Origin of the sequence: Scopulibacillus daqui (assembly GCF_016908855.1) — a bacterium.
GTDB lineage: Bacteria > Bacillota > Bacilli > Bacillales > Sporolactobacillaceae > Scopulibacillus_A > Scopulibacillus_A daqui.
The window spans coordinates 1-23656 of the sequence record NZ_JAFBER010000005.1 but is presented as its reverse complement, the minus strand read 5'-3'; the positions used below and the strand labels follow the sequence as shown (position 1 = coordinate 23656).

The window sequence follows — 23656 nt, the reverse complement described above, 5'->3', positions numbered from 1 at the left end:
CCAGAAGACAAAACTCCTTTAAAATCTTACTAGTCAAAAGGTCTATAAGAGATAGATGATAAAAAAGAAAACACTGCAGGCTAAAAGACCTGCAGTGTATGTCTAATTTTTTTCTTTAAGCGCCGATTTTAAGGCATCCGCAAGACTGTTGTTCGCAAACGAATCATTTTGTTTGCTGTATTTTTTGAGAAGCTGGCGTTCTTCGCGTTTTGTGACTGTTCGTTTCTGTTTGTCAGCTTTTTCGACGATGTTGCAGTTTCTGCATTGAAAGTAAAGGCCGGCATCTCCTTTATGAATTTCCATGCGTTTATGGCATTGCGGGCAGCGGCGGTTCGATAATTTCGGGTCTTTCCGTTTGCGGTGGCCGCATTCCCGGTTTGAGCAGACGAGAATTCTGCCGTCTTTGCCTTTAATTTCTTTCATAAGTGAACCGCATTCCGGACATTTTGAACCGGTTAAGTTGTGGGCCCGGTATGATTTATTGCTTGCTTTAATTTCTGAGACGAGCAGCTTAGTTTGCTTACGGATATTTCCTAGGAAGGCCTTGGCATTCCCTTTGCCGCGGGCGATGTCCTCCAGCTGTCTTTCCCAGCGGGCGGTAAGTTCAGGTGATTTAAGTTCATCGTTGACAAGGTCAATCAGCTGTTTTCCCTTCGGTGTAGGAAACAGCCGTCCGTTGTTCCGGTCAACAGCTTGAGATGATAATAATTTTTCTATAATATCCGCGCGTGTTGCCGGTGTGCCGAGGCCGTATTTTTCCATGCGGGAGAGCAAATCTGCTTCTGTGTATCGGTTCGGCGGTTCTGTTAATCTTTTATCGAGCATTAAATCTTTAATTGCAAGGGCTTGGCCTTTTTTGAGATGGTTAAGCTGTTCGTTTGCGGCTTTCTCTTCATCTTTGCCTGTAATAGCTTTAAATCCCTTGTCCAGAACGACTGTTTCACGTGCAACAAACGTTTCTCCTTCAGCGCCAATCGTCACTTGAATGCTCGCGTATTGATATGGCGGATAGAACAATGCCAAGAAGCGGCGAACGATGATATCGTACAGTTTCCGTTCGTCGTTTGTCAGATCTCCGATAAACGGTGTTTCGTCCGTAGGGATGATGGCATGGTGATCTGTGACTTTTGCATCATTGAAGACTTTCTTAGCGGCGACTTTTCCTTTTTGCTTTAAAATAGGCTGAACTTCAGCTTTATAGGCTGACGAGAGCGCTTTGAGCCTGTCCGCCATGGTTTGTTCCATGTCTCGGGTTAAATAGCGGGAATCTGTCCGCGGATAAGTCACGAGTTTATAATGCTCGTAAAGGCGCTGCAGTGTATTTAATGTTTTTTTGGCAGAGAAACCGAAGCGTCTGTTAGCATCGCGCTGTAATTCTGTTAAATCATACGGCAAAGGCTGCTGCTCGTTTTTTTCTTTTCTATGAATATCCTTAATCGTTCCTTTTTGCTCTGATTGGATCTTATCGTGAATGGCTTGTGCTTTCTTCTGGTCAAAGATCCGCTTTTCTCCATTTCGTTCCCAAGCGGTTTGAAGCGGGCCGAACTTGGCCGTTATGGTCCAGTATTCTTGCGGTTTAAAAGATTGAATGTCTTTTTCCCTTTCTAAAATCATGGATAACGTTGGTGTTTGCACCCTTCCGGCAGACAATGGATCATCGTATTTTGTCGTCAGCGCCCTTGTCACATTTAAGCCGATCAACCAGTCAGCTTCAGCGCGGCACACAGCGGATTGATAAAGATTATCGTACTGTTTGGCGGGTTTCAGCTGCTTGAAACCATCGCGGATCGCCCGGTCGGTCTGCGAAGAAATCCAAAGGCGCTTAATCGGTTTTTTCCAATGAATCCTTTCTATAATCCACCGGGCGACAAGTTCACCTTCTCGTCCCGCATCGGTTGCAATTACGAGGTCTTTAAGATCTTTTCGTTTGGACAGTCTTTCAATGGCTTTAAATTGATGGCTCGTCTTGCGAATTGTTTTAAGCCCCATGTGCTTAGGAATAATCGGCAGATCTTCCAGACGCCATGTCCTATATTGCTTATCGTAGTCTTCGGGCATTTTTAATTCAACAAGATGCCCAAGTGCCCATGTAACGATATATTTCGGGCCTTCTATAAAATTTTTATTGATTTGCTTACAGCCGAGGACACGCGCAATATCACGTGCGACGCTGGGCTTTTCAGCAAGTACAAGTGATTTCATTGAGGATGACTTCCTTTCAAGTTCCAAATGTCTATTTACAAGTATAGCTGAAATGACAGAGATGACAAACTGTAAGCTGTTAAATGGGAATGTACAATTAAAATTCGACAAAAAGAGCCTGTTTACAATAAAATGTGTCAGGGTAGATAATGATATAAAGGAATGAAAATGAAAAGGAGAGAACAGAGATGGCTAAAAAAGTTCTTATCATTACAGGTGATGCTGTAGAAGCATTAGAAGTTTTTTATCCTTATTACCGGGTTTTAGAGGAAGGTCACGAAGCTGTGATTGCTTCGCCAAAAAAGAAAGTGCTGCACACAGTTGCCCATGATTTTGTAGACTGGGATACATATGTTGAAAAGCAAGCCTATTTGCTTGAGTCCCACGCAGCATTTGCGGATATCGACCCCGCTGATTTTGACGGCTTAATTATTCCAGGGGGGCGCGCTCCGGAATACATTAGGCTTGATGAAAATATTCCTCGCATCCTCAATCATTTCTTTGAAAACAACAAACCGGTTGGCGCTATTTGTCATGCAGCGCTCGTATTGGAAGCCATAAAAAACAAAGAATATTTTAAAGGAAAAACAATGGCTGCCTTTAGTGCTTGCCAGTTTGATGTAGAAAATCTCGGGGCTCAATATACGAAGGAAACGCTTTATGTTGACGGCAATCTGGTTACTGGACATGCTTGGCCGGACTTGCCTGGATTTATGAGAGAGTTTTTGAAGTTACTGAAATAATGATGAAGCCTTGGCCAGAGCCAAGGCTTTAATACGTTTATTAAAATTTCAAAGTGGAACATTCTTTGAATCAAAAACGGTTAATAAGCATTCTTTCGTCTAACGTTACTTATGGCAAACCGGCTGTTAGGCAGCGTCGGCACTCTAACTAAGCTGTATCTTAAATCCTGGTCAGGGACTTGGTACTCAATGTGTTTTGTAAGAAAGTCAAAACTTGTCTTCATGATTTCTACTGTTAACCATTCTCCGGCGCAGCGATGACCCTGGTAATAATCGCCGCCTCCTTGAGGAACAAAATCAAATAGATTGCCGCTCCAATCTTTAAATCTTTCCGGCCTAAACTCATACGGCTTTTCCCACAACCGCGAATCGTGATTGATCCCGTAAATATCAAGCAACACTAATGTTCCTTTAATGAAGCGGATTTGTTTCCATGTGAAGTCATTTTTTACTCGTGCACCGAGGAAAGGGCCGAATGGGTAAAATCGGCGGATTTCCTGAACAAACATATGGACATACTGATTTTCATTTGATCGTAATTTTTCCCGGCATTCGGGATGTTCATGCAATGCCAGTGCGCCGAAGGTAATATATGTAGCAATAGCCACAATTGGCCTTAAAATATTGATCAGCTCTACGGCCGCCATTTGCGTATCCAAAAGCATTCCGTTTATATCCCGGTGCCAGGCCATTGCATATGCCGCTGTATCTTTCGGAACATTTAATTTAAAAGACCGAATGTGTTCAATCATGCCTCTGATCCATTCTTCCGCTCTAGCCCGCGCCCTTTTTCCTGACCAATATCTCGGCCCGACACCTCCAAACGCATCGATCATTGTTCCAAAATCACTTGCTCTTTGCTTCACCTCAGTTTCCTCTAATGGGACGCCAGCCCACTGACAAGCAATTCGGCATAACATGTCTTGGACTTCGTCGAAAAGGACGACCTGATCCATTGCTTCCCATTTGCCGATTGCGGCTTCCCATTGTTCCAGGGTCAAATCGGCAAGGACTTTTAATCTTTCGGGTGTCATAAGCGACATAAATAGAAGCTTTCGATGTTTGTGGGCGGCATCATCCATTGTTTGCACGCCGTTTTCTCCAAAGAGTGTTTTTTGAATCCTTTTTGGAGCTGCTCCTTTGCGCTGAAACCGCTCTGTATCGTAAAACAATTTTGCAGCTTCCTTGCCGCTCATGCAAAGCACTCTCTCGCCAAATAATCGTGTTTCGAAAATGTCGGAATGGAAACGGCGGCACCTGTTTTGAATAAAGTGATATCCTTCACACAAAAGAGCAAACGTATTATCTAAAGTTTTATCACGGGGAAGTTGCCCAAACCCAGCCTGTTGTTCAGCCAGCTGTCTATTTCTAAGTGTATAATAGGCTGCTGCTCCCGTTCCGACGCCGGCCAGAAACGGGAGAAGGACATTTCTGATATTATCAACTTTTTGTCCCTGTTTCTCCATAGGTTGATATTCTCCTTTTTGAAAAGGTTAGAAGCGATATATGAGCTGTTTTATACTAAACATCGTTTGCCGATTTTTCTTTGCATTATGGATGATGCTGAACTGAATAGGAAGCTATTGCTCATGCCGCTATAAAAAACCGGTTCCCTTGAATAAGGTGAATCGGTTTTTTATAGCGTGCTAGCCTTGAGCATGTTCGTTAAGATCAGTGTTTTCGCCTGGCGAATAACTGATATCATTTAGGTTTTTAAACTTTTCCGGCCCTGGATGCGGTGTCTTGTGTTCAATTTCTCGGATATCCGGGTAGTCGATTTCAGATTCGCGGTTTTCAGGTTCTTTTTTCAGCATGGTTGTCCCTCCTTTGGCATTTAGCTTTCCTCGATTGAAGCCCTGTATTCAATGAAGGTTTTGGCATTTCAAGTCATTTTGTTTAAATAAATAACTTTACTAATAATCTAAAGATTTATATACTAAAATATAGTAAAGATTACCAATGTTAGCGGGAGGGCTATACGATGATGAATGAAGGAATAAGAACACCTAAGGTATATTTAAAAATACCGTTGTTATAGCCCTGCCTGGACTTACTTAAAGATAAGACAGCCTGCATTTTGATCAGGTCATCTTTGATACAAGTATGCCATGGGGGCTCCCTCATGGTTTTTGTTTGTTTTTTCGGGGTGATAGGAGGATTGGCTATGCGGATTTTTCTTGATTTGTGGTGGTTTTTTAAACAGGAAAAATGGAAATATCTTATCGGTATTATTTTCTTAATGTGTTCAAGCTTGGTGTCGATGCTGCCGCCTTATGTCGTTGGCGTGATTGTTGATGCCATACGGGATAGGCAGCTGACGCCATCCATTTTAGGGAAATGGGTGATCATCCTTGCAGCCGCCGGTGTTGTGAGTTATACGGCAGGATTTATATGGCGGCAGATGATTTTTGGTTCGTCGGTTCGACTGGCAAGATTGCTTCGTGACCGCCTTTTTCATCACTTTACAAAAATGTCGCCGAGCTTCTACCATAAGCGGCGGATCGGCGATTTAATGGCTCACTCGACCAATGACATCTTAGCTGTGCAAGATGCTGCGGGTGAAGGGATTTTAACGCTGATTGATTCCATTACAATGGGCGCCATGGTGGCTGTTTCTATGATCACGCTCGTCAGCTGGAAGCTGACGCTTATTGCATTAATCCCAATGCCTTTTTTGGCATGGGCAACAAGCTATTATGCGTCACTTTTGCATCAGCGGTTTCATAAGGCGCAGGCAGCCTTTTCTGAATTAAATGATAAGGTGCAAGAAAATATTGCAGGCGTAAGGGTCATTAAAGCGTTTGGTCAGGAACAAGCCCAAAAGGATCTGTTTCGTAAGCAATCAGCTGATGTCGTCACGAAAAACATTGCTGTTGCTAAAGCGGATGCTTTATTTGATCCGACAATTATATTTATCGTGGGCATGTGTTATCTATTGTCCCTTAGTTTTGGCGCGGTGTTCGTTGTCCATGGTTCAATGACGCTTGGAGAGTTAACAAGCTTCACGCTTTATTTAGGCCAGCTTATTTGGCCCATGCTGGCTTTCGGTTTGCTGTTCAATATAGTTGAACGCGGGAGGGCTTCTTATAACCGCATTGATAAGCTTCTTAAGATCAAACCCGATATTGTCGATCGCAAGGAAGTACTTGACAGAGTACCGAGGGGTCATGTGTCTTTTAATATCCAACAGTTGGTTTATCCGGAACATACCATACCTGTGCTTAAAGATATTCAATTTTCGTTAGCTCAAGGTCAAACGCTCGGTGTGGTCGGAAAAACCGGGAGCGGCAAAACGACGCTCTTAAAGTTAATGATTCGCGAATTTGACTGTGAAGACGGTGATATTCAAATCGGCGGGGTATCTATTTATAATGTTAAATTGTCCAAATTGCGCGAAGCGATCGGGTATGTACCGCAAGACCATTTTCTTTTTTCGGCAACAATCGCCGAGAACATTGCTTTTGCACGGCCTGAGGCATCAATAGCAGATATTGAACGCGCGGCCAAATTAGCCAATATCCATGATGACATTCTTGAATTTAAAGACGGCTATCAGACGGTTGTCGGTGAAAGGGGTGTGACGTTATCCGGAGGACAAAAGCAAAGGATTTCAATTGCCCGCGCTTTATTGATGAATCCTGACATTTTAATCCTTGATGATTCTCTTTCAGCGGTTGATGCTCATACAGAAGAAGCCATTTTGCGGGCATTAAAAGCAAACCGGGACAATAAGACAACATTGATTTCTGCCCATAGGCTCAGTGCCGTTCAGCATGCAGATCTTATCTTAGTATTGGAAGAGGGGCGGATTATTGAGCGGGGAACCCATGACACATTAATGGCCAACGATCATTGGTATGCATCGATGTTCAGAAGGCAGCAGCTTGAGTCTCTTGTCGAAGAAGGAGGTGCTTATTCATGAATGAACACGATACAGCAGGGGCAGTTTCGCGAAAAAGTGCTTTCCGCAGGCTGATACGATATATGAAACCGCATAAAAAGGCGCTTGCCGGCGCTTTCACAATGCTTATCATTGCGACAGCCGGTGATGTGCTTGGCCCGATTTTAGCCAAAGTGTTTATCGATGATTATCTTACACCTCGCGTATTTGATCCGTTGAAGCTGATAGTCTTAATTGTTTCATTTATTTTGTTATACGTAATCGCGGCTCTTATGCATTACTTTCAGCTGATATCTTTTCAAAAGATTGCATTGAAAATTATTCAACAGCTGCGTGTCGATGTTTTTGGCAAAGTGCAGCATCTTGGTCTTGCGTTTTTTGATCAAACGCCCGGAGGAAGCCTTGTTTCAAGAATAACTAATGATACAGAAGCGATAAAAGATCTTTACGTCAGTGTATTATCCACATTTGTCCAGAGCATGACATTGTTGGCAGGCATCTTTATCGGGATGTTTATTTTAGACGTTAAGCTTGCTTTGATTTGCCTTATCATCTTTCCGATCATTTTTATTTTGATGCAGGTTTACCGCCGTTTCAGTTCGAAAATTTACATGAGGACCAGACAGAAATTAAGTCAATTAAATGCAAAACTCAATGAATCTCTGCAAGGCATGAATATCATTCAAGCGATGCGCCAGGAAAATCGGCTAAGGAAGGAATTCGGCGCCATTAACCAGCAGCACTTCAGCGCAATGATGAAAAGCATCCGATTGAACAGCTTGATGCTTCGTCCGGCGGTATATGCCCTTTATTTATTGGTGCTTATGATTACGCTTAGCTTTTTTGGCATTCAATCATTCGGCGCTGTTATTGAAGTAGGCGTTTTGTATGCTTTTGTTAATTACCTTGACCAGCTTTTTGAACCGGTTAATTCAATGATGATGCAGTTATCGCGATTCCAGCAAGCGCTTGTTTCTGCCGTGCGGGTATTCGAGCTTCTTGATGACAAACGGCAGGCGCCGATGAAAGAAGGTGATGGCACCCCATCCATTGACAAAGGGATGGTTGAATTTCAGAATGTCAGTTTTTCGTATGACGGGAAAACAGATATTTTGAAAAACATTTCTTTTACAGCAAAACCGGGAGAAACCGTTGCGCTCGTCGGCCATACAGGCAGCGGCAAAAGCTCGATCATCAATTTATTGATGAGATTCTATCCGATAGACAGGGGCAAGATTACGATTGACGGCGCCCCGCTTCAATCCTTTCACGACGAGGAGCTGCGCCGGAAAGTCGGACTTGTCTTGCAGGATCCTTTCTTATTTGTCGGAGATGTCAAATCGAATATTCGCTTAAACCACGATTATATAACCGATGAACAGGTCATTAAGGCGGCTGAATTTGTTCAGGCTGATTCTTTTATTGAAAAACTTCCGAGAAAATATGGCGAACCGATCGGAGAACGCGGCGCAGCCATGTCAAGCGGTCAAAGGCAATTATTATCATTTGCCAGAACTATGGCGCTGAATCCAAAAATTCTTGTGCTTGATGAAGCGACGGCAAGCGTTGATACGGAAACAGAAGAAGCGATCCAAGAAGCGCTTCAAAACATGCGGAAAGGGAGAACGACCATTGCTATTGCCCACCGGCTTTCAACGATTCAGGATGCTGATCACATTTTGGTTTTGCACAAAGGAGAGATTGTTGAAAGGGGCACTCATCAAGATCTTTTAGAATTGAGAGGATTGTATCATAAGATGTATATGCTTCAGAAAGGCGATGACTTGAATCATCATCTCACCCTTGCGACGAGAAGCGGCGGCGCCTCTTAAGGATGGCGGCTCCGCAAAGTCAATTAAATCAAACTAACAGACAGGGGCTGTCCAAAAAGTCAGGGTAACTGACTTTTTGGATAGCCCCATTTTATCGTTTTTTTAAAACGCTTCGTTAAAAACAGGTTGAATTGTACAAATTTTATAGAATATTTTCAATTGACAATCTAATGATTCTGGTGTTAAGATATTGTTAGCAAATACAAAACAGTGTTTTGTATATAAAACAATTTTCGTTTTTAATGATGAAAGGGAGGCTGATGACACGATGGCAGAAAAACTGACTCGTGAAGAATTTGAGAAAAAATATGTTGCAAGATTAAAAGACAGAAAAATTGATTGGGATGTCTTGTCTTTCCAAGAAAAAATCGATCCAAAATACCGACGCGCGCAAATTCGCTACATTGGCGGAGGCGGAACAGGTCAACATAACGATCAAAATGTGATCAAATCCGACCACTTTACTTTAAGCACCATGTTGCTGCCGCCTGGCTCAGAAGGGCCTTTGCACCTTCACCATGATGTTGAAGAAGTGTTCTTCGTAATTAAAGGCATAATCACTGCAATCGTTGAAAATGAAGGAGAAAGATTTGAAATTCCATTAGAAACAAGAGACTGCATTTGGTCACCGCCAGGCATTTACAGAGGGGTTAGAAACGACGGCGACGAAGACGCGCTTATGCTTGTTATGCTCGGAGCGCAAAAGCCGCAGCTTCCGACATATCCAGAAGGAAGCGCTTTAGAAGAGCTTCGCATCGAACGCCAAAAAGCAAAAGAAGCTGCCGGTCAAAAATAAAGAAAAACATGCCGAGCGGCAAGTCTTTAGGGATTCCCGGTTCATATAAAATCGCTTACACCGAAGGCTGAATGGTCTTCGGTGTTGCCTAATCGTCAATCATTCGTGCTGTCACAAGAAATTGCAAATAAGAGGTGGGAAAAATGATAGGTGTTACTCATTTGCGGCATGTCAGTTTAATCACCCCATCATTATCTGAACAGTCCCAGTATTACGAAAAGGTTTGGGGATTGGATAAAGTCTATGAAAGCGGCGATTCGGTCTATTTTCGCGGAGCAAGCCCCGAGAACCATATTTTAAGTTTACATGCGGGGGAGAAAAAGAGACTGCATCATATTGCCTTCGGAATGGTTGATAAAAATGCGGTCGATGAGGCTGCTGAAACATTAGCATCGCTGAATGTTCCGATCGTCTCTCCGCCGGGATATTTAGATGAAGCCGGAGGAGGATACGGGCTGAGATTTGTGGACCCGGACGGACGGTGTATTGAACTTTCTGCGTGGGTGGACATTCATACGACGGACTGGAAAAAGAAAAGCGTTGACCCGATGAAATTAAATCACGTCGTTTTAAATACTGTCGATATCGATAGAGCGGTCGACTTTTATACAAAAGTATTAGGGTTTAAAGTCTCTGACTGGAGCGAACACCAAATGGCCTTTATACGATGCAACAAAAATCACCATTCAATATCCTTTAATCAAGCCGCACACAACTCGGTTAATCACATTGCTTATGAAGTCGACGGCGTCGATGAGGTTATGCGCGGGATCAGAAATGTCAGAGAGGCCGGTTATGAAATTATGTGGGGGCCGGGACGTCACGGTCCGGGAAATAATATTTTCTGCTATTTTACCGATCCGGCCGGATTTGTTATTGAATACACCTGTTATCTCATATCGATTGAAGAGGAATCTGAATGGGAAGCTTTAGTTTGGAAAAGGGTGCCTCACTTAATGGATAGATGGGGCGTTGCCGGACCGCCGTCAAAGGAAGCGCGCGCATTTATGGCTGGCGAGCCCGATGAAGGATGGGCGCTTAAACAATATCAATATCAAAATAAATAAACCCATAATGTAACAAGTCAGAATCCCGCCGAAAGCGAGGTCGTAGAAATGCATTTAGGATTAGAGAATAAAGTCGCAGTTATCATGGGAGGCACTTCCGGAGTCGGTTTGAAAACAGCGGAAATGTTTTTAGAAGAAGGTGCCAAAGCAGCTGTTTGCGGGAGAAATCAAGAAAGAATGGAAGCTGCTTATAAGCAACTTCTTAATCATGCTTCACCTGATAAGATATTTGCAAGTACTTGTGACGTCACGAATGAGAGTCAAGTGAATCATTTTATTGATTGTGCTGCTGAGAAGTTCGGAGGTATAGACATTCTTGTTAATGCAGCCGGACATAGTACAATGGGCTGTTTTTTTGATATTACAAATGAACAGTGGGACGAACAGATCCGCTTAAAGTATTTTTCAATTATTTACGCTGTAAGAGCTTCTCATCCTTATTTGGTAAAAAGTGGTTCGGGAAGGATTATTAACATCAATGCAACTTTGGCGAAAGAGCCTGAACGCCATATGGTTGCTACCGCGGCAACAAGAGCAGGACTTTTGAATTTAAGCAAAACTTTGGCGCATGAATTAGCGCCGGATAATATTTTGGTTAATTCTGTAAGTTTAGGATTAATCCGTACTGAACAGTGGGAGCGAAGAAGAAAGAAAAATGCGCCAGACCAAGATCCTGAGAGCTATTATCATGAATTGGCGAAGAAAAGAAATATTCCGCTTGGCAGAGTCGGGGAACCGGAAGAAGTAGCAAGTGTGATTGTCTTTTTAGCCTCTGACAAATCAAGCTATGTATCAGGTTCTACTATTGAAACAGCCGGCGGTTTAGGCAAGGCCTTATAAGATTTATTACAAAGGTTGGGTGTGAAATGAAAACACTTGTTCAGACTGAGTTTACTGCAGCAGATGCGCTTGTTAATGAGCTTGTTCAGGCCGGTGTTGAAGCGGCCTTTGGTATTGTAAGCATTCATAATATGCCCATTTATGATGCGATATTGCGGGAAGGAAGCATTCATCTAGTTACTGCCCGCGGGGAAAGCGGTGCGGTTAATATGGCGGACGGCTATGCCAGAGCGACAGGAAAGCTTGGTGTCGTCATCACGAGTACGGGAACCGGTGCAGGCAATGCCGCCGGTTCATTAGTAGAATCATGGAGTGCCGGCGTCCCTGTCTTACATATTACGGGAGAAGTGGCATCACCCTACTTAGGAACAGGCAGAGGCTATATTCATGAATGTAAGGATCAACTTGCCATGATGGAAGGGGCATGCAAAAAAGCATACCAGCTTCGCAAGCCGGAACAAATTGTTTCTATCATTCGGAAGGCTATTCATGAAACAATGAAAGCGCCAGCTGGTCCGATTACCGTTCAAATTCCAATCGACTATCAATCTGCCATTATTCCGAAAAGCCGTTTGCAAGAAGCAGCGCCAAACGTGGATGCGGTTCCTTCAAAAACAAAGTTTCATTTTAATAGAGAAGTGATTGAACGAATTGTATCTGCTAAACGTCCTGTCATTTGGGCGGGAGGCGGCGTCATTGCCGCTGAGGCGTCAAAAGAAGTAAAAACATTAGCTGAATCTATCGGCGCCGCGGTCATTACCAGCCAATCCGGAAAAGGCTCAATCCCTGAGAATCATCCGCTTTGTATCGGCCATTTTGCCTCTTACAAAGAAGTCAAAGAATTGGTGAAAAGCTCGGATTTATTGATCAGTATCGGCGTTCGTTTTCGCGGCAATGAAACCACAAATTGGCAAGTTGAAGTTCCTGAAGAACACATTGCAATTGATGCGGACTTAGAAGCTGTGAACCGGAATTTTGATGTTGCCTATGGCCTTATAGGCGATGCAAAATATATTTTAAGCCAGATTTTGGAATCTCTTTCAGAAGAGGACATATCACCTGATCCTCAATATATGGAAGAGGTTGAAACGATTAGAAACCAAGTGCGTGATCATTTGCGAAAAACACTTGGACCTTATGAAGGGTTCTTGGACGGCATGCGGCGATTGCTTCCTAAAGACACGATTCTTGTTCGGGACGTGACGGTTCAAGCCAATGTGTGGGGAAGCCGGCTTTTCGACATTTACGAACCGCGGACCTCCATTCATGCATCCGGCGGCGGCATCGGCCAGGGGCTCCCGACAGCGATTGGGGCACAGTTCGGACAGAAAGATAAGGTTGTAGTTTTGATGGCGGGCGACGGCGGATTTATGGTCAATGTCGGAGAAATGGCGACAGCAGTACAGGAAGAACTGCCCATTATCATTATTTTATTTGACGATGCCGGATATGGCATTCTTAGAAATATTCAAGATGCTGCATACGGCCGAAGAGTCGCTGTTGATTTGTTAAGCCCGGATTTTGTCAAATTAGCGGAATCAATGGGTTTTACCGCCGAAAAGGCAGAATCGGCCGAAGCATTTGTTTCGGAGTTAGAAGCGGCTGTTTCAAGGCGGAAACCATCAATGATAGTTGTCGATATGGAGAAAGTCGGGCCTATGGCGAAGCCGTTTGAAGGGCCTCCGGGGGCTCGTGAAGCGTTTCGTCCGAAGAAATTGTAAAGGAGTGTGATGAAAATGATTGGAGTATTCCCTGAAATTTCGGGGCGTTTCTTAATAGATGGGGAATGGCATAAAGCAAAAGAAACCAAACAAGTTCACAATCCCGCGAATATTGATGAGGTTGTCGGCGAAGCAGCCGCATGTTCCAAACAGGATGTCACGCAAGCGATTGACGCAGCCGCCAAGGCCTTTAAAACTTGGTCAAGGACCTCTGTTGAAGAGCGGGCAGAGCGAATGAAAAAAGCTTCAGAGGCTTTAAAACCAATGATTGAAGAGAGTGTTTCATTATTCGTACGAGAAAATGGCAAAACACTCGTTGAAGCGAAAAAAGATCTATTGCGCTGTGTAGAGGTCATGAGCCGGATGGCGGATACCTTAATCGAATGGTGGAAACCGGTGAATGTTGGCCAATCGGCGCAAACAGTTCAAGTCAGAAGGCGTCCCCGCGGCGTAACAGCAGTGATTTCGCCATGGAATTCACCGATGATTTTAACTTTCAAAAGGGCTGTTCCTGCGATTTTAGCCGGAAATACAGTCGTTATCAAGCCGGCGACGAATTGTCCTTTAACCGTTTTAACTTGTTTAAAAGTCGTCGCTTCTTCATTTCCTGATGGCGTCATTAATATCGTCACCGGATCAGGTTCTAAGATTGGTGATGTATTGTGTACGGATCCCCGTGTCAGAGCCATTGCTTTTACAGGAAGCACCGAGACAGGGAAAATCATTATGAGTCAATCAGCCGGTACCGTAAAAAAACTATTTATGGAACTTGGCGGAAACGATCCTGCGCTTATTTTGCCTGATGCTGAGTTAGGAAAAACGGATATCCAGCGCATTCGAATGGGCGTCTTAAGAGCATCCGGACAAGTTTGTTCAGCGATTAAGCGTATCTATGTCCACGAATCGCGTTACAGCGAGTTTGTTGAAAAGCTGACCCGCGAATTCGAACGTGTTGTTGTCGGCAACGGTATTCATCCCGACGCAATGATGGGTCCGATGAATAATAAAGCGCAATTTGAATTTGTGAAAGACGTCATTGAACGAACAAAAAAATCCGGCGCCAATGTAGCTGAACTTGGTCAAAAAATGGACACAGAGACTTGGGATAAAGGATACTTTATGCTTCCTTCTATCGTATCGAATATTGATCATGATCATGAGTTAGTAGGCGTTGAACAATTTGGGCCTGTTATTCCGGTTATTTCGTATTCCGATGAAGAAGAAGCCATTGAAATGGCAAATGATACGCCGTACGGCTTAAGAGCTTCCGTATGGACACAAGATAAAGCAAAGGCCCGTGAAATAGCCGATCGTTTAGAGGCGGGGGCAGTGTTCCATAATAATCATACGATTTTCCAAGATCTGCGGCTGGATTTTCCAGGCATTAAAGAAAGCGGTTTAAGCAGGGAAACACAATGGGGCAGTTTGGAATTATTCACTGATTCTTATGGCTTTGCTGATTAAATGGAGGAACATTTTATGAAAATAGGGTTAATCGGATGCGGAAATATCGGGCAATTTTTATTGGAATCTTTGAATATGGACAGTTTCCTTGACGGCTCAAGAATAGATGCGGTTTTTGTGCGCGATAAAAAGGGCTATGAAGATTTGGCCAACAGATGCCGTACCCGTTTGTATGATGATTTTCAGGCGTTTCTTCAATCGGACACCGATCTCATCATTGAAGCGGCAACCGTTCAATCTGTAAAGCAATATGCGCCGGATATTCTTAGACACGGTAAAGACATATTAATTATCAGTGTTGGTGCATTGGCTGACCGCTCTTTTTTTGAAGAATTAAAGGCGCTTTCCGAACTTAACGGGAGAAAGATTTATTTACCGTCAGGCGCTATCGGCGGATTAGATGTACTGAAAGCAGCCCAATCAACCGGACAGTTAGAATCAGTCACTTTGACAACGAGAAAGCCTGCCTCCTCGCTTACTGATGAACCTGTAGAAAGTGAACAAGTCTTATTTGACGGCCCCGCCTTTGAAGCGATCAGCCAATTTCCTAAAAATATTAACGTCTCTATCATTCTATCTTTGGCAGGGATCGGCGCCGAAAAGACGAGAGTGAAAATCGTCGCTGATCCCCATGTTAATAAAAATATTCATGCCATTGAAGCAAAAGGGGATTTCGGAAAACTGACACTGAATGTTGAGAACAATCCAATGCCAAAAAACCCAAAAACAAGCTATTTAGCAGCACTAAGTGTTTTATCTGCACTCAAAAACAGCCATGACTGGCTGGAAATTGGTTAACCGATATCAAACCTGAACGGACGGACGCCATTTTCGGATCTCTTTTGTCTTAAGGAGGGTAACTATGAAGCGGTCACGGGTCAGGTGGTATTATATTGCGCCGCCTATCTTTTTCTTTTGGGTGTTTGGCCAGATGGATAAGTTAGGAATATCTGTCATTATTACGAACCATAAATTTTTAAAAGATTTGGGGCTGCTAGGTGAAACCGCTAAGATAGGTTTTCTGATGACAGGCTTTCTCCTTTTTTATGGTTTTGCCAATATTGCATGGGGATTTATTGTGGATAAAATCGGTCCCAGGAAAACGGCCATTATCGGAACGCTCATTTGGGGCATTACGATGATAATGGGAGGTTTAAGTTCATCTTACGGACTATTTATGGCATCCCGGATGATTCTCGGCATTGGAGAAGCCGTTCTGTTTCCGGTCTGCAATAAGTTAATCTCTAATTGGTTTCCGCCTAGAGAATTTGGCAGAGCCCAATCTACTTGGATTATTGGTGACTATTTAGGACCGGCGATTGGGACGCCGATTATTATATTTACGCTCAATTTAGGCGGATGGGAAGCGTCATTCTTTTTGTTGGCAGCCTTTTCGTTCTTGATTAACTTACCGTTGTTTTTATTCTTAACACGCGATGATCCGAAGCAGCATCATGCGGTTAATGATCTTGAACTGCAATATATTCAAGAGGGCCAAAAAGCACAGCGCTCTCATCATACAGGCTTTGGGGATTTGCTGAAGAATTATAAGTACTGGATGATTTGGCTTGTGATGCTTGTCGACAGTGTGCTGTTCTACGGCATTAGCTTTTGGCTCCCTACTTATCTGGAAAAAGCACGGCATTTCTCTACTGCTCTGATGAGTTCATGGGTATCCAGCTCATGGATTTTAGCTTTAATCACTGTCTTGTTGGTCGGCTATATTGCAGATAAGACAAGAAGGCCTTCCTTTATAGGCGCCGTCATCTTTTTCATAGGTGCGATTGCGCTGATTACAGCCACATCAACGAACATATCATCGCTTGCGGCGTTGATGATGGGTGTCGGTCTGGCGGCAGTCGGCGGCGTGCTGGAGATTTCGCAATTATTGCTTGTTGAATATTCATCAAAGGAAACTGCGGGCAAAGCGGCAGGTTTAATGGGCTTTACGAATATTGTCGGCGGATTCACAACAGCATTCATGGGCTATTTGGTCGAAGTTTCAGGCAGTTTTACTGCGGCGATACTTTTTCTCGTATTTAATGCGGTCATCGGCGCTATAGCTTTATTTACTCTCGTCCCCGGGGAAAGAAAACATGCGGCGAATCAATCGGACATTGTCGAAATGAATTCCGAAGTATAAATCATTACATTCATTTTCGGCTCAAAATCCCTAAATTCTGACATTAGGAGGGTTATCATGATCAAAACGGATATTTGCCTCGAAGAAATGACACAGCGGGAAATCATTCAATATTTAGACGAGACGGTGAAACCTGATAAGGGAGTGATTCCTGCTTATATTATGGGCGACCCTGTCATTTATGATTTAGAACACAAGAAAGTTTTCCTGAAAACATGGCTTTTCTTAGGCCATGAATCGGAAATTCCAAACAATGGTGATTTTATAACAAGAGACTTGGCGGGTCATTCAGTGATTATTTCACGGGGTGACGACGGTGTAATCAGAGGGTTTTACAATATGTGCACACACCGGGGCATGAAATTGTGCCGTGCTGATAAAGGAAACAAAGGACGCTTCACTTGCCCGTACCATGGTTTTACTTTTAAGAATAACGGTGAATTGATTGGCGTCCCGATGCAAAAAGATATTTACGGCGGAAATCTGGATTATAAATCTATGGGACTGCATCAAGTCACAATCGATATGTATAAAGGTCTTATTTTCGGAACATGGAATGATAATCCGGAACCTTTATCAGAATTTTTGGGTGATTTCAAATGGTATATCGACCTTGCCGTCGGACGCACTCATATGGAAGTTGTCGGGCCGCCGCAAAGATTCGTTATCCATTCCCAGTGGAAGATAGGCGCCGATAACTTTGTCAGCGATTCCTATCACACGATGGTCACGCATGGTTCAATCGCTAAGCTGGGCATGGTCCCGAATGCTGCTTATTCGAAAAAAGGCTATCAAGTGTCTGCAAAAAACGGACATGGCTGTAATATCGGCATGCCTAATCCAGTTTTTGCTTTTCCAGAAGAATTAATTCCTGAATATAAAGAAAACTTATCGGATAAGCAGTTTGAAGTATTATCTAACTTAAAAAATCTGATTGGAACCATATTCCCTAATTTATCGTTTTTAGTTTCACATACGGAAGTGAAGGGAGAAGCCATCTCTAATACAACCATCCGTTTGTGGAGGCCGATTGCCGTTAATAAGATGGAAGTGATTACATGGTTCCTTGTCGAGAAAAATGCCCCAGAAGATTGGAAACGCCGTTCGCGTGAAGCTTTTATTCTAACATTCAGCCCTTCAGGCATTTTCGAACAAGACGACACTGAGGTATTTACTGATATTACTGATGCAGCTTCCGGGCCTATTCCGCTTTCTAAAAACTTCAAGTACAACTATACGATGGGCCGGCACCGCGTTCCTGTCAAAGACTTTGCAGGTCCCGGCACGGTTTATAATGACAAATTTTCTGAAGCTAATTCCAGAAACTTTTATCGTTATTGGCTTGATTTAATGAAGGCATAGGGGAGGTGTCTGATATGAATATAGAAAAAGTTTTGGCAAAATATACGTTCGAACAATGGCTGTATGATGAAGCGAAATTGCTTGATGAAATCGAATTTGATGAGTGGTTTAATCTTATGCATCCGGATTTGCGGTATGAGATGCCGGTCCGCGTGAATAAAGAAGGCATGGAGCGTCCTGATTATTCTGAGGATATGTTTGCTTTTCAGGATGATATTAACACTTTAAAGATACGGGTTGACCGTTTGAAGACAGAGTTTGCCTGGGCGGAAATGCCGCCGTCGCGAACCCGGCGGTTTGTCAGCAATGTGCGTATTGTTGAGCTTGAAGAGGCTGAAAGGGCGGTTGTTGACAGCTATTTGCTTATTTATCGCAGCCGCTCGACAGATATTCATCACGACTTGATTTCCGGAGAGCGCCGCGATGAGTTTAAATTTTTTAATGGCGAATGGAAATTATCTAAGCGCTTTTTCTTAGTTGATCAAACAACCTTAAATACTAGAAATTTAGCGATTTTTGTTTAGTTTAAATGATTAAAAGGAGAGAAGCCGCCTCTCCCTTTTTTAAAAAATTAATAAGAGGTACCTGTATGAAGAATGCAAAGAAGAAATTAAGTGTGTTGACAATGTTTCTCCTTTCGATTTTGATGATTTGCACTTCATGTTCTGCTTCGGTTCAAACAAGCTCTAAAACAAAAAAACAAGATAAAAAGCTGCCTCTAATAAAGGTTACCCTTCTTGGCACCGGTTCACCGATTATTAATAAGAGGTCTGGACCGGCTACGTTAGTACAGGCCGGCGGTGAAAAATTACTTTTTGATGCTGGACGGGGTGTTTCAGTCCAATTGCATAAAATGGGCATTCAGCCTGGTGAGATAGATAAGGTATTTTTAACCCATCTGCATTCTGACCACCTTGTCGGTTTCCCGAATTTATGGCTGACAGGTTCGCTTCCAACCGGCGGATTTAGAAAAGGCCCTATGCAAGTATGGGGACCCGCAGGAACAGATCAAATGACGTCTTACTTGGAGAAAGCTTTTTCGACTGATATTAAATCGCGCAATGATTCAGGAAACGGAAATAATAAAGGCGTTGAAATTGACGCTCATGAGATTAAGCCAGGGTTTGTTTATGATCACAACGGCGTAAAGGTTACGGCATTTTTAGTTGACCACGTGTCTATCAAACCGGCATATGGATACCGGATTGATTACAAAGGCCATTCGGTGACTATTTCAGGTGACACCACTTACAATAAAAACTTCATCAAACATGCCAAAGGATCTGATGTCGTTATTAGTGAAGCGGCTGTAGCAAGACCGGAAGACTTGAAGAAAAATAAGGCGCTTGGAAACATTCTTAGAATTCATACGACACCTGAACAAGCTGGAAAAGAATTCAGCCAAATAAAACCGAAGCTTGCGGTCTTTACACACATTGTCTTACTTGGCGGGCTGACTGATAAAGATGCACATTTAGTTAGTCGGACAAAGAAAAATTATAACGGAAAAGTGGTTGTCGGCAAAGACCTGATGACAATTGAAATAGGGGATAAGGTAAGCGTCGTTCAACCAAAAGTTCACGAATAAGTTAGCTTCTAGGAAGTCATGATGTTGCTTCGGGTAAAATGGGGGAATTTTTATGGCTAGATCAAAATCTATGATCGTCAATTGGATTGGTGTATTTTCCCTTCTTATGATATTAACGATCGCCTATATTGATAGAGTCAATGTTTCAGTGCTCATTACAAATGACACTTTTCTGAACTTTTTCAACATCGCTCATGACCGCGTCGCCCAAGGCGCGTTAATGACTGCTTTTTTAATCGCATACGGCGTTGCGGCGTTTATAATAACACCTTTTTATGAAAGGTTTATAGGTGTCAAAAGCGGTTTGTTAATCAGTGTGGTCATATGGGGTGTCACGACCATTATTGCCCCGGTATCGAGCGTTTTCTTTTTACTGCTTATCATTCGCGTCGTTCTCGGATTGAGCGAAGGGCCGTTATTTTCTCTAAATACGATGTTTGTCAGTCAAGTGTTCCCGAACAGCGATCGGGGAAAGGCCAATGCCGTATGGGCGCTCGGCGTATCTGTCGGTTTAGCGGTCGGCTTTCCTTTAATTTCTTACCTTGTCTACCATTTTAGCTGGCAGTCCTCATATATCACATTAGGCATCCTTAATCTATTGATTGGTCTGCCATTAATCGTCTTGTTCATTAATCCTGATAAGCATCGCCTGACGAAAGATCACCAGCCTGGTCATAAACAGCAAAAGTTAAGGGACATTGTCAAGGCAGCGCTTAAAACGCCTGGACTGTTGTGGCTCGTGATTTGGGAGATTGTCAATACAAGTTATTTATGGGGAACCAGTTCTTGGCTGCCTTCTTACCTCCTAAGCGCCAGAGGTTTTTCCATCGAAAAAATGGGGATACTGGCTTCTCTTCCATTTGTTGTAAGTTTACTCTCGAAACTATTGAGCGGTTACCTTATTGATCATTTAGAAAGAAAATCCATCATGTGGATGATTGGCGGTTTAGGATGTATGGTCTCAATCAGTATCGCTATAACGACAACAAGTCCAATCCTGTCTGCTGTATCAATTATAGTAGCTAATGGCTTTTGGGGCATCCAAGGTCCGGTGCTGCCGACAACAGTACAATTATTATCAAGGGCAGAAAGTGTTGGAAGCGCCTATGGCATCATTAACGGAACGGGAAATTTAGTATCAGCGTTTGTTCCGGTTGTGATGGGGGCGATGATTTCGATTAGTTTTAGTTTCGGATTTGCTCTTCTGATTGGCGCCCAATTTATTGCTGTTATTTGCGGCATACGGATGGCCTTTCTCATTAAAAAATTTAAATCGGAAAACATTCATGCCAAAGATGCCGAGTCCGTTCAATTTTAATGAACTTAAGTTCAGCGGATCGAAAGAACTTAGATCATGCAAAAATGTATTGAAAACAATTGAGAAGTGGTGATTTCTATGGGGTGGCTACAAAATAAGACGGCTCTTATAACCGGAGGAGGCTCCGGAATAGGGCGAGCAGTCGTTAAACGATTTATACAAGAAGGGGCCAAGGTTTGCATTCTAGATATATCTGAGTCAAAGCTCCAATCGTTAAATGATGAATTTGGCAGCGATGTTATTTCCGTTTGCGGTGATGTGAGACATTTTGAAGATAATCAAAGAGCTGTGTCTGTAGCTGTTGAAACATTCGGCAAATTAGATCATTTAGTTTTGAATGCCGGCATATTTGATGGCTTTAAAAAATTAACTGATCTGTCTCCTGAGGTTATAGAGAAAGCCTATCATGAAATTCTTGATATTAATGTTAAAGGCTGCTTGCTGGGGGTTAAAGCGGCATTGCCGGAGCTTAAGAAGCGTAAAGGAACCATTATCTTTTCCGTTTCCGGCGCGAGTTTTTATCCTGACGGCGGAGGCGTGCTTTATACGGCAAGCAAACACGCCGAATTAGGCCTATTAAGGCAAATGGCTTTTGAATTAGCGCCGGATATTAGAGTTAACGGGGTTGCGCTGGGCGGAACCATTACGGAACTTAGTGTTGCTCCAAGTCTAAAACCTTATTATTCTGCACCATCAGTAAATGACAAAAAAGAAAGCATAAGAAACAGAAACCCGCTGAAAATGTTTATGGAGCCCGAACATCACGTTGCCTCCTATGTCTTATTGGCTTCGGATCAGTCTCAAGCCATAACTGGCGAAGTGATTTCTAGCGACGGTGGGCTTGGTGTAAGAGGCTTGTCCTAATACTAAAATGGCCGTCCGATAACAATAGAAAAGGAGTGGGAATGATGCCTTGCCAGAAAGTGAATGATTTTGTTATCTATTACGAAATTGATGGTGATGGACCGCCGCTTGTTTTGCTCCATGGTATGGGAAATAATTCCCGTTCTTGGACGAAACAAATCCAAGTATTGAAAAATTATTTTAAAGTTATCGCATGGGATGCGCCGGGCTACGGCAGAAGTTCGGACCCTCAAAAACCATTCACTGAGTTTAGGCAGTTTGCTGAAGTACTTAAAGGGTTTTTAGATCAATTAAATTTGCAAGAAATTTATCTTTTAGGGCATTCAATGGGGGCGGCAACGGCATTAGAATTTTATAATCTTTATCCGAATGTTATACGGGCTATGATCCTCGCTGATGCGACAAGGGGCTCAGCAGCATTAAAACCAGAAGAAAATGAGAAAAAACTCCAACAGCGCCTGTATTCTATTAATCACCTTAATCCTCGCGAGTTAGCAGAAGAACGGACTAAAAAGTTATTATCTTCTTACGCTGATCATGATGTGAGAGAACTTGCCAAAAGCATCATGTCAGAAGCCCGCCCGGCAGGTTATAGCTCGGCTGCCTATTCTTTATACCATGTTAACCAAATGAATTTATATCCATTAGTCAAAATCCCTGCTTTAATTTTGTGCGGTGAATGTGATGAAGTAACACCTGTCAGTGAATCTGAAATCATTCATTCATTGATCCCAAAATCCGAATTTGTGACAATCCCTCATGCCGGCCATCTTTGTTATTTGGAAGCGCCAGATCAGTTTAATTACCATGTCATCAATTTTTTGTGTAAAATTGAACAAACGAAGCGCATTCTAGAAAGGAATTGATGATATGGACATTGATCAAAAAGATCAAAAAGACCGGTATCTTTCCAATTCATTAGTGCGGGGCCTTGAGATTCTAAGACTATTTAACGAAAAACGGCAAACACTGTCTTTAGCGGAAATTTCAAGTTACTTAGGCGTTGGAAGAACCACGCCATACAGAATTCTATATACTTTGCAATCTATGGGCTACCTTCACCAAGATGAACAAACAAAAAGATATCAATTAACGCCGAAAGTGATGGAATTAGGCTTCGCTTATTTGAATTCATTGCAGCTTCCGGAAATCGCTCAACATTATTTAAAAGAATTGCGGGATGTGACAGGTGCATCAGTGCACTTGGGTGTGATGGACGGTCCTGAAGTTGTTTACATTGAGAGATTGCAAGGAAAAATGACAACAACCGTTAATATTTCAGTGGGGACCAGACTGCCGTCATTTGCGACAACATTAGGTAAAGTTATTCTCGCCTATCAGCCGGAAGAGGAAATTAACAAAGTCTTATCACCTGAGTATATGGAAAAGGTGAATACAGACCCGGGGATGATTTTTAAAATCAAAGAAGAGTTAAAAACGATACAGAAAAATGGTTATTCATTAAGCACCGGCGGCTATGAGGCGGGCATTAATTCAGTTGCTGCGCCCATTTTTAACAGTAAAGACAAACCTATTGCATCTGTTAATATTGCAGCCCCAGACTCGGCTTTAAAGGATGAATTTTTAAACCGAGTGTGTATACCAAAAATATGTGAGATCGCTAATAAAATTTCAACAATTGCCAATAACCGTCTTTCGGTATAAGAATGCTTCTATGTTTCGTTAAAGCAGTTAACGGCGCCGTTACTCAGTTAAGAAAAAGGGGCTGTCCAAAAAGTCAGTATAACTGACTTTTTGGCGCCCCTTTTTCATTTTTTTATTAAAAAAAGTACACAAAAAAACCGTCCGATCTTT

General features: G+C 42.8%; 20 protein-coding genes. 17 read left to right on the top strand and 3 right to left on the bottom strand.

Annotation, left to right across the window (positions count from 1 at the left end):
- Positions 1-102 precede the first annotated feature (102 nt).
- Positions 103-2202 (bottom strand): DNA topoisomerase III, encoded by a 2100-nt coding sequence (locus tag JOD45_RS05420; protein WP_205002856.1) that lies wholly within the window; start codon positions 2200-2202, stop codon positions 103-105.
- 188 nt (positions 2203-2390) lie between these two features.
- Between JOD45_RS05420 and JOD45_RS05415 the strand changes: the two genes are divergently transcribed.
- Positions 2391-2945: a DJ-1/PfpI family protein gene (locus JOD45_RS05415; RefSeq protein WP_205002855.1), complete on the top strand. Its 555-nt coding sequence runs from the start codon at positions 2391-2393 to the stop codon at positions 2943-2945.
- Between the two features lie 80 nt (positions 2946-3025).
- On the opposite strand, the gene JOD45_RS05410 is transcribed toward JOD45_RS05415, so the two are convergent.
- On the bottom strand, positions 3026-4411 hold the full coding sequence (locus JOD45_RS05410) for a CYP152 family fatty-acid peroxygenase CypC (protein WP_205002854.1): 1386 nt from the start codon (positions 4409-4411) through the stop codon (positions 3026-3028).
- Positions 4412-4591: 180 nt separating this feature from the next.
- Positions 4592-4759, bottom strand: coding sequence for a hypothetical protein (locus JOD45_RS05405; RefSeq protein WP_205002853.1), 168 nt, complete (start codon positions 4757-4759; stop codon positions 4592-4594).
- A 350-nt stretch (positions 4760-5109) separates the two neighbouring features.
- Here JOD45_RS05405 and JOD45_RS05400 point away from each other — a divergent pair, with 350 nt between their 5' ends.
- The 16 genes from JOD45_RS05400 (at position 5110) to JOD45_RS05325 (ending at position 23506) form a co-directional block, all read left to right on the top strand.
- Positions 5110-6867 carry an ABC transporter transmembrane domain-containing protein gene (locus JOD45_RS05400; protein ID WP_205002852.1) on the top strand — a complete coding sequence of 586 codons (1758 nt, stop codon included), beginning with the start codon at positions 5110-5112 and terminating at the stop codon, positions 6865-6867.
- The gene (locus tag JOD45_RS05395) at positions 6864-8678 is read left to right on the top strand and encodes an ABC transporter ATP-binding protein (protein ID WP_205002851.1); all 1815 of its coding nucleotides are present in this window, start codon (positions 6864-6866) and stop codon (positions 8676-8678) included. The genes JOD45_RS05400 and JOD45_RS05395 overlap by 4 nt, the downstream gene beginning before the upstream one ends.
- A gap of 268 nt (positions 8679-8946) precedes the next feature.
- Positions 8947-9474, top strand: coding sequence for a cupin domain-containing protein (locus JOD45_RS05390; RefSeq protein ID WP_205002850.1), 528 nt, complete (start codon positions 8947-8949; stop codon positions 9472-9474).
- A 143-nt stretch (positions 9475-9617) separates the two neighbouring features.
- The gene (locus JOD45_RS05385; RefSeq protein WP_205002849.1) at positions 9618-10541 is read left to right on the top strand and encodes a VOC family protein; all 924 of its coding nucleotides are present in this window, start codon (positions 9618-9620) and stop codon (positions 10539-10541) included.
- Between the two features lie 48 nt (positions 10542-10589).
- Positions 10590-11381 (top strand): SDR family oxidoreductase, encoded by a 792-nt coding sequence (locus JOD45_RS05380; RefSeq protein ID WP_205002848.1) that lies wholly within the window; start codon positions 10590-10592, stop codon positions 11379-11381.
- A 26-nt stretch (positions 11382-11407) separates the two neighbouring features.
- Positions 11408-13102, top strand: coding sequence for a thiamine pyrophosphate-binding protein (locus JOD45_RS05375; RefSeq protein ID WP_205002847.1), 1695 nt, complete (start codon positions 11408-11410; stop codon positions 13100-13102).
- 15 nt (positions 13103-13117) lie between these two features.
- The gene (locus JOD45_RS05370; protein ID WP_205002846.1) at positions 13118-14566 is read left to right on the top strand and encodes an aldehyde dehydrogenase family protein; all 1449 of its coding nucleotides are present in this window, start codon (positions 13118-13120) and stop codon (positions 14564-14566) included.
- Positions 14567-14581: 15 nt separating this feature from the next.
- Entirely contained in the window at positions 14582-15364 is a 783-nt protein-coding gene (locus tag JOD45_RS05365; protein WP_205002845.1) for an aspartate dehydrogenase, read from the top strand.
- 64 nt (positions 15365-15428) lie between these two features.
- Complete coding sequence (locus tag JOD45_RS05360; RefSeq protein ID WP_205002844.1) at positions 15429-16709, top strand: MFS transporter; 1281 nt, start codon at positions 15429-15431, stop codon at positions 16707-16709.
- A 57-nt stretch (positions 16710-16766) separates the two neighbouring features.
- Positions 16767-18071, top strand: coding sequence for an aromatic ring-hydroxylating oxygenase subunit alpha (locus JOD45_RS05355; protein WP_205002843.1), 1305 nt, complete (start codon positions 16767-16769; stop codon positions 18069-18071).
- A 14-nt stretch (positions 18072-18085) separates the two neighbouring features.
- Positions 18086-18595, top strand: coding sequence for an aromatic-ring-hydroxylating dioxygenase subunit beta (locus tag JOD45_RS05350; RefSeq protein WP_205002842.1), 510 nt, complete (start codon positions 18086-18088; stop codon positions 18593-18595).
- A 65-nt stretch (positions 18596-18660) separates the two neighbouring features.
- Positions 18661-19659: an MBL fold metallo-hydrolase gene (locus tag JOD45_RS05345; RefSeq protein WP_205002841.1), complete on the top strand. Its 999-nt coding sequence runs from the start codon at positions 18661-18663 to the stop codon at positions 19657-19659.
- A 52-nt stretch (positions 19660-19711) separates the two neighbouring features.
- Positions 19712-20977 (top strand): MFS transporter, encoded by a 1266-nt coding sequence (locus tag JOD45_RS05340; RefSeq protein ID WP_205002840.1) that lies wholly within the window; start codon positions 19712-19714, stop codon positions 20975-20977.
- Between the two features lie 78 nt (positions 20978-21055).
- Complete coding sequence (gene hcaB / locus JOD45_RS05335; RefSeq protein WP_205002839.1) at positions 21056-21841, top strand: 3-(cis-5,6-dihydroxycyclohexa-1,3-dien-1-yl)propanoate dehydrogenase; 786 nt, start codon at positions 21056-21058, stop codon at positions 21839-21841.
- A 44-nt stretch (positions 21842-21885) separates the two neighbouring features.
- Positions 21886-22707 carry an alpha/beta fold hydrolase gene (locus JOD45_RS05330; RefSeq protein ID WP_205002838.1) on the top strand — a complete coding sequence of 274 codons (822 nt, stop codon included), beginning with the start codon at positions 21886-21888 and terminating at the stop codon, positions 22705-22707.
- A 4-nt stretch (positions 22708-22711) separates the two neighbouring features.
- Positions 22712-23506: an IclR family transcriptional regulator gene (locus JOD45_RS05325; RefSeq protein ID WP_205002837.1), complete on the top strand. Its 795-nt coding sequence runs from the start codon at positions 22712-22714 to the stop codon at positions 23504-23506.
- Positions 23507-23656 lie beyond the last annotated feature (150 nt).

Excerpts from the sequence above, each read along its gene's own strand:
- JOD45_RS05365 (WP_205002845.1), top strand. The coding sequence starts at position 14,582 with ATGAAAATAGGGTTAATCGGATGCGGAAATATCGGGCAATTTTTATTG.
- JOD45_RS05395 (WP_205002851.1), top strand. The coding sequence starts at position 6,864 with ATGAATGAACACGATACAGCAGGGGCAGTTTCGCGAAAAAGTGCTTTC.
- JOD45_RS05325 (WP_205002837.1), top strand. The coding sequence starts at position 22,712 with ATGGACATTGATCAAAAAGATCAAAAAGACCGGTATCTTTCCAATTCA.
- JOD45_RS05410 (WP_205002854.1), bottom strand. The coding sequence starts at position 4,411 with ATGGAGAAACAGGGACAAAAAGTTGATAATATCAGAAATGTCCTTCTC.
- JOD45_RS05345 (WP_205002841.1), top strand. The coding sequence starts at position 18,661 with ATGAAGAATGCAAAGAAGAAATTAAGTGTGTTGACAATGTTTCTCCTT.
- JOD45_RS05370 (WP_205002846.1), top strand. The coding sequence starts at position 13,118 with ATGATTGGAGTATTCCCTGAAATTTCGGGGCGTTTCTTAATAGATGGG.
- JOD45_RS05405 (WP_205002853.1), bottom strand. The coding sequence starts at position 4,759 with ATGCTGAAAAAAGAACCTGAAAACCGCGAATCTGAAATCGACTACCCG.
- JOD45_RS05400 (WP_205002852.1), top strand. The coding sequence starts at position 5,110 with ATGCGGATTTTTCTTGATTTGTGGTGGTTTTTTAAACAGGAAAAATGG.
- JOD45_RS05380 (WP_205002848.1), top strand. The coding sequence starts at position 10,590 with ATGCATTTAGGATTAGAGAATAAAGTCGCAGTTATCATGGGAGGCACT.
- JOD45_RS05350 (WP_205002842.1), top strand. The coding sequence starts at position 18,086 with ATGAATATAGAAAAAGTTTTGGCAAAATATACGTTCGAACAATGGCTG.
- hcaB (WP_205002839.1), top strand. The coding sequence starts at position 21,056 with ATGGGGTGGCTACAAAATAAGACGGCTCTTATAACCGGAGGAGGCTCC.
- JOD45_RS05415 (WP_205002855.1), top strand. The coding sequence starts at position 2,391 with ATGGCTAAAAAAGTTCTTATCATTACAGGTGATGCTGTAGAAGCATTA.
- JOD45_RS05385 (WP_205002849.1), top strand. The coding sequence starts at position 9,618 with ATGATAGGTGTTACTCATTTGCGGCATGTCAGTTTAATCACCCCATCA.
- JOD45_RS05390 (WP_205002850.1), top strand. The coding sequence starts at position 8,947 with ATGGCAGAAAAACTGACTCGTGAAGAATTTGAGAAAAAATATGTTGCA.
- JOD45_RS05330 (WP_205002838.1), top strand. The coding sequence starts at position 21,886 with ATGCCTTGCCAGAAAGTGAATGATTTTGTTATCTATTACGAAATTGAT.
- JOD45_RS05340 (WP_205002840.1), top strand. The coding sequence starts at position 19,712 with ATGGCTAGATCAAAATCTATGATCGTCAATTGGATTGGTGTATTTTCC.
- JOD45_RS05420 (WP_205002856.1), bottom strand. The coding sequence starts at position 2,202 with ATGAAATCACTTGTACTTGCTGAAAAGCCCAGCGTCGCACGTGATATT.
- JOD45_RS05375 (WP_205002847.1), top strand. The coding sequence starts at position 11,408 with ATGAAAACACTTGTTCAGACTGAGTTTACTGCAGCAGATGCGCTTGTT.
- JOD45_RS05360 (WP_205002844.1), top strand. The coding sequence starts at position 15,429 with ATGAAGCGGTCACGGGTCAGGTGGTATTATATTGCGCCGCCTATCTTT.
- JOD45_RS05355 (WP_205002843.1), top strand. The coding sequence starts at position 16,767 with ATGATCAAAACGGATATTTGCCTCGAAGAAATGACACAGCGGGAAATC.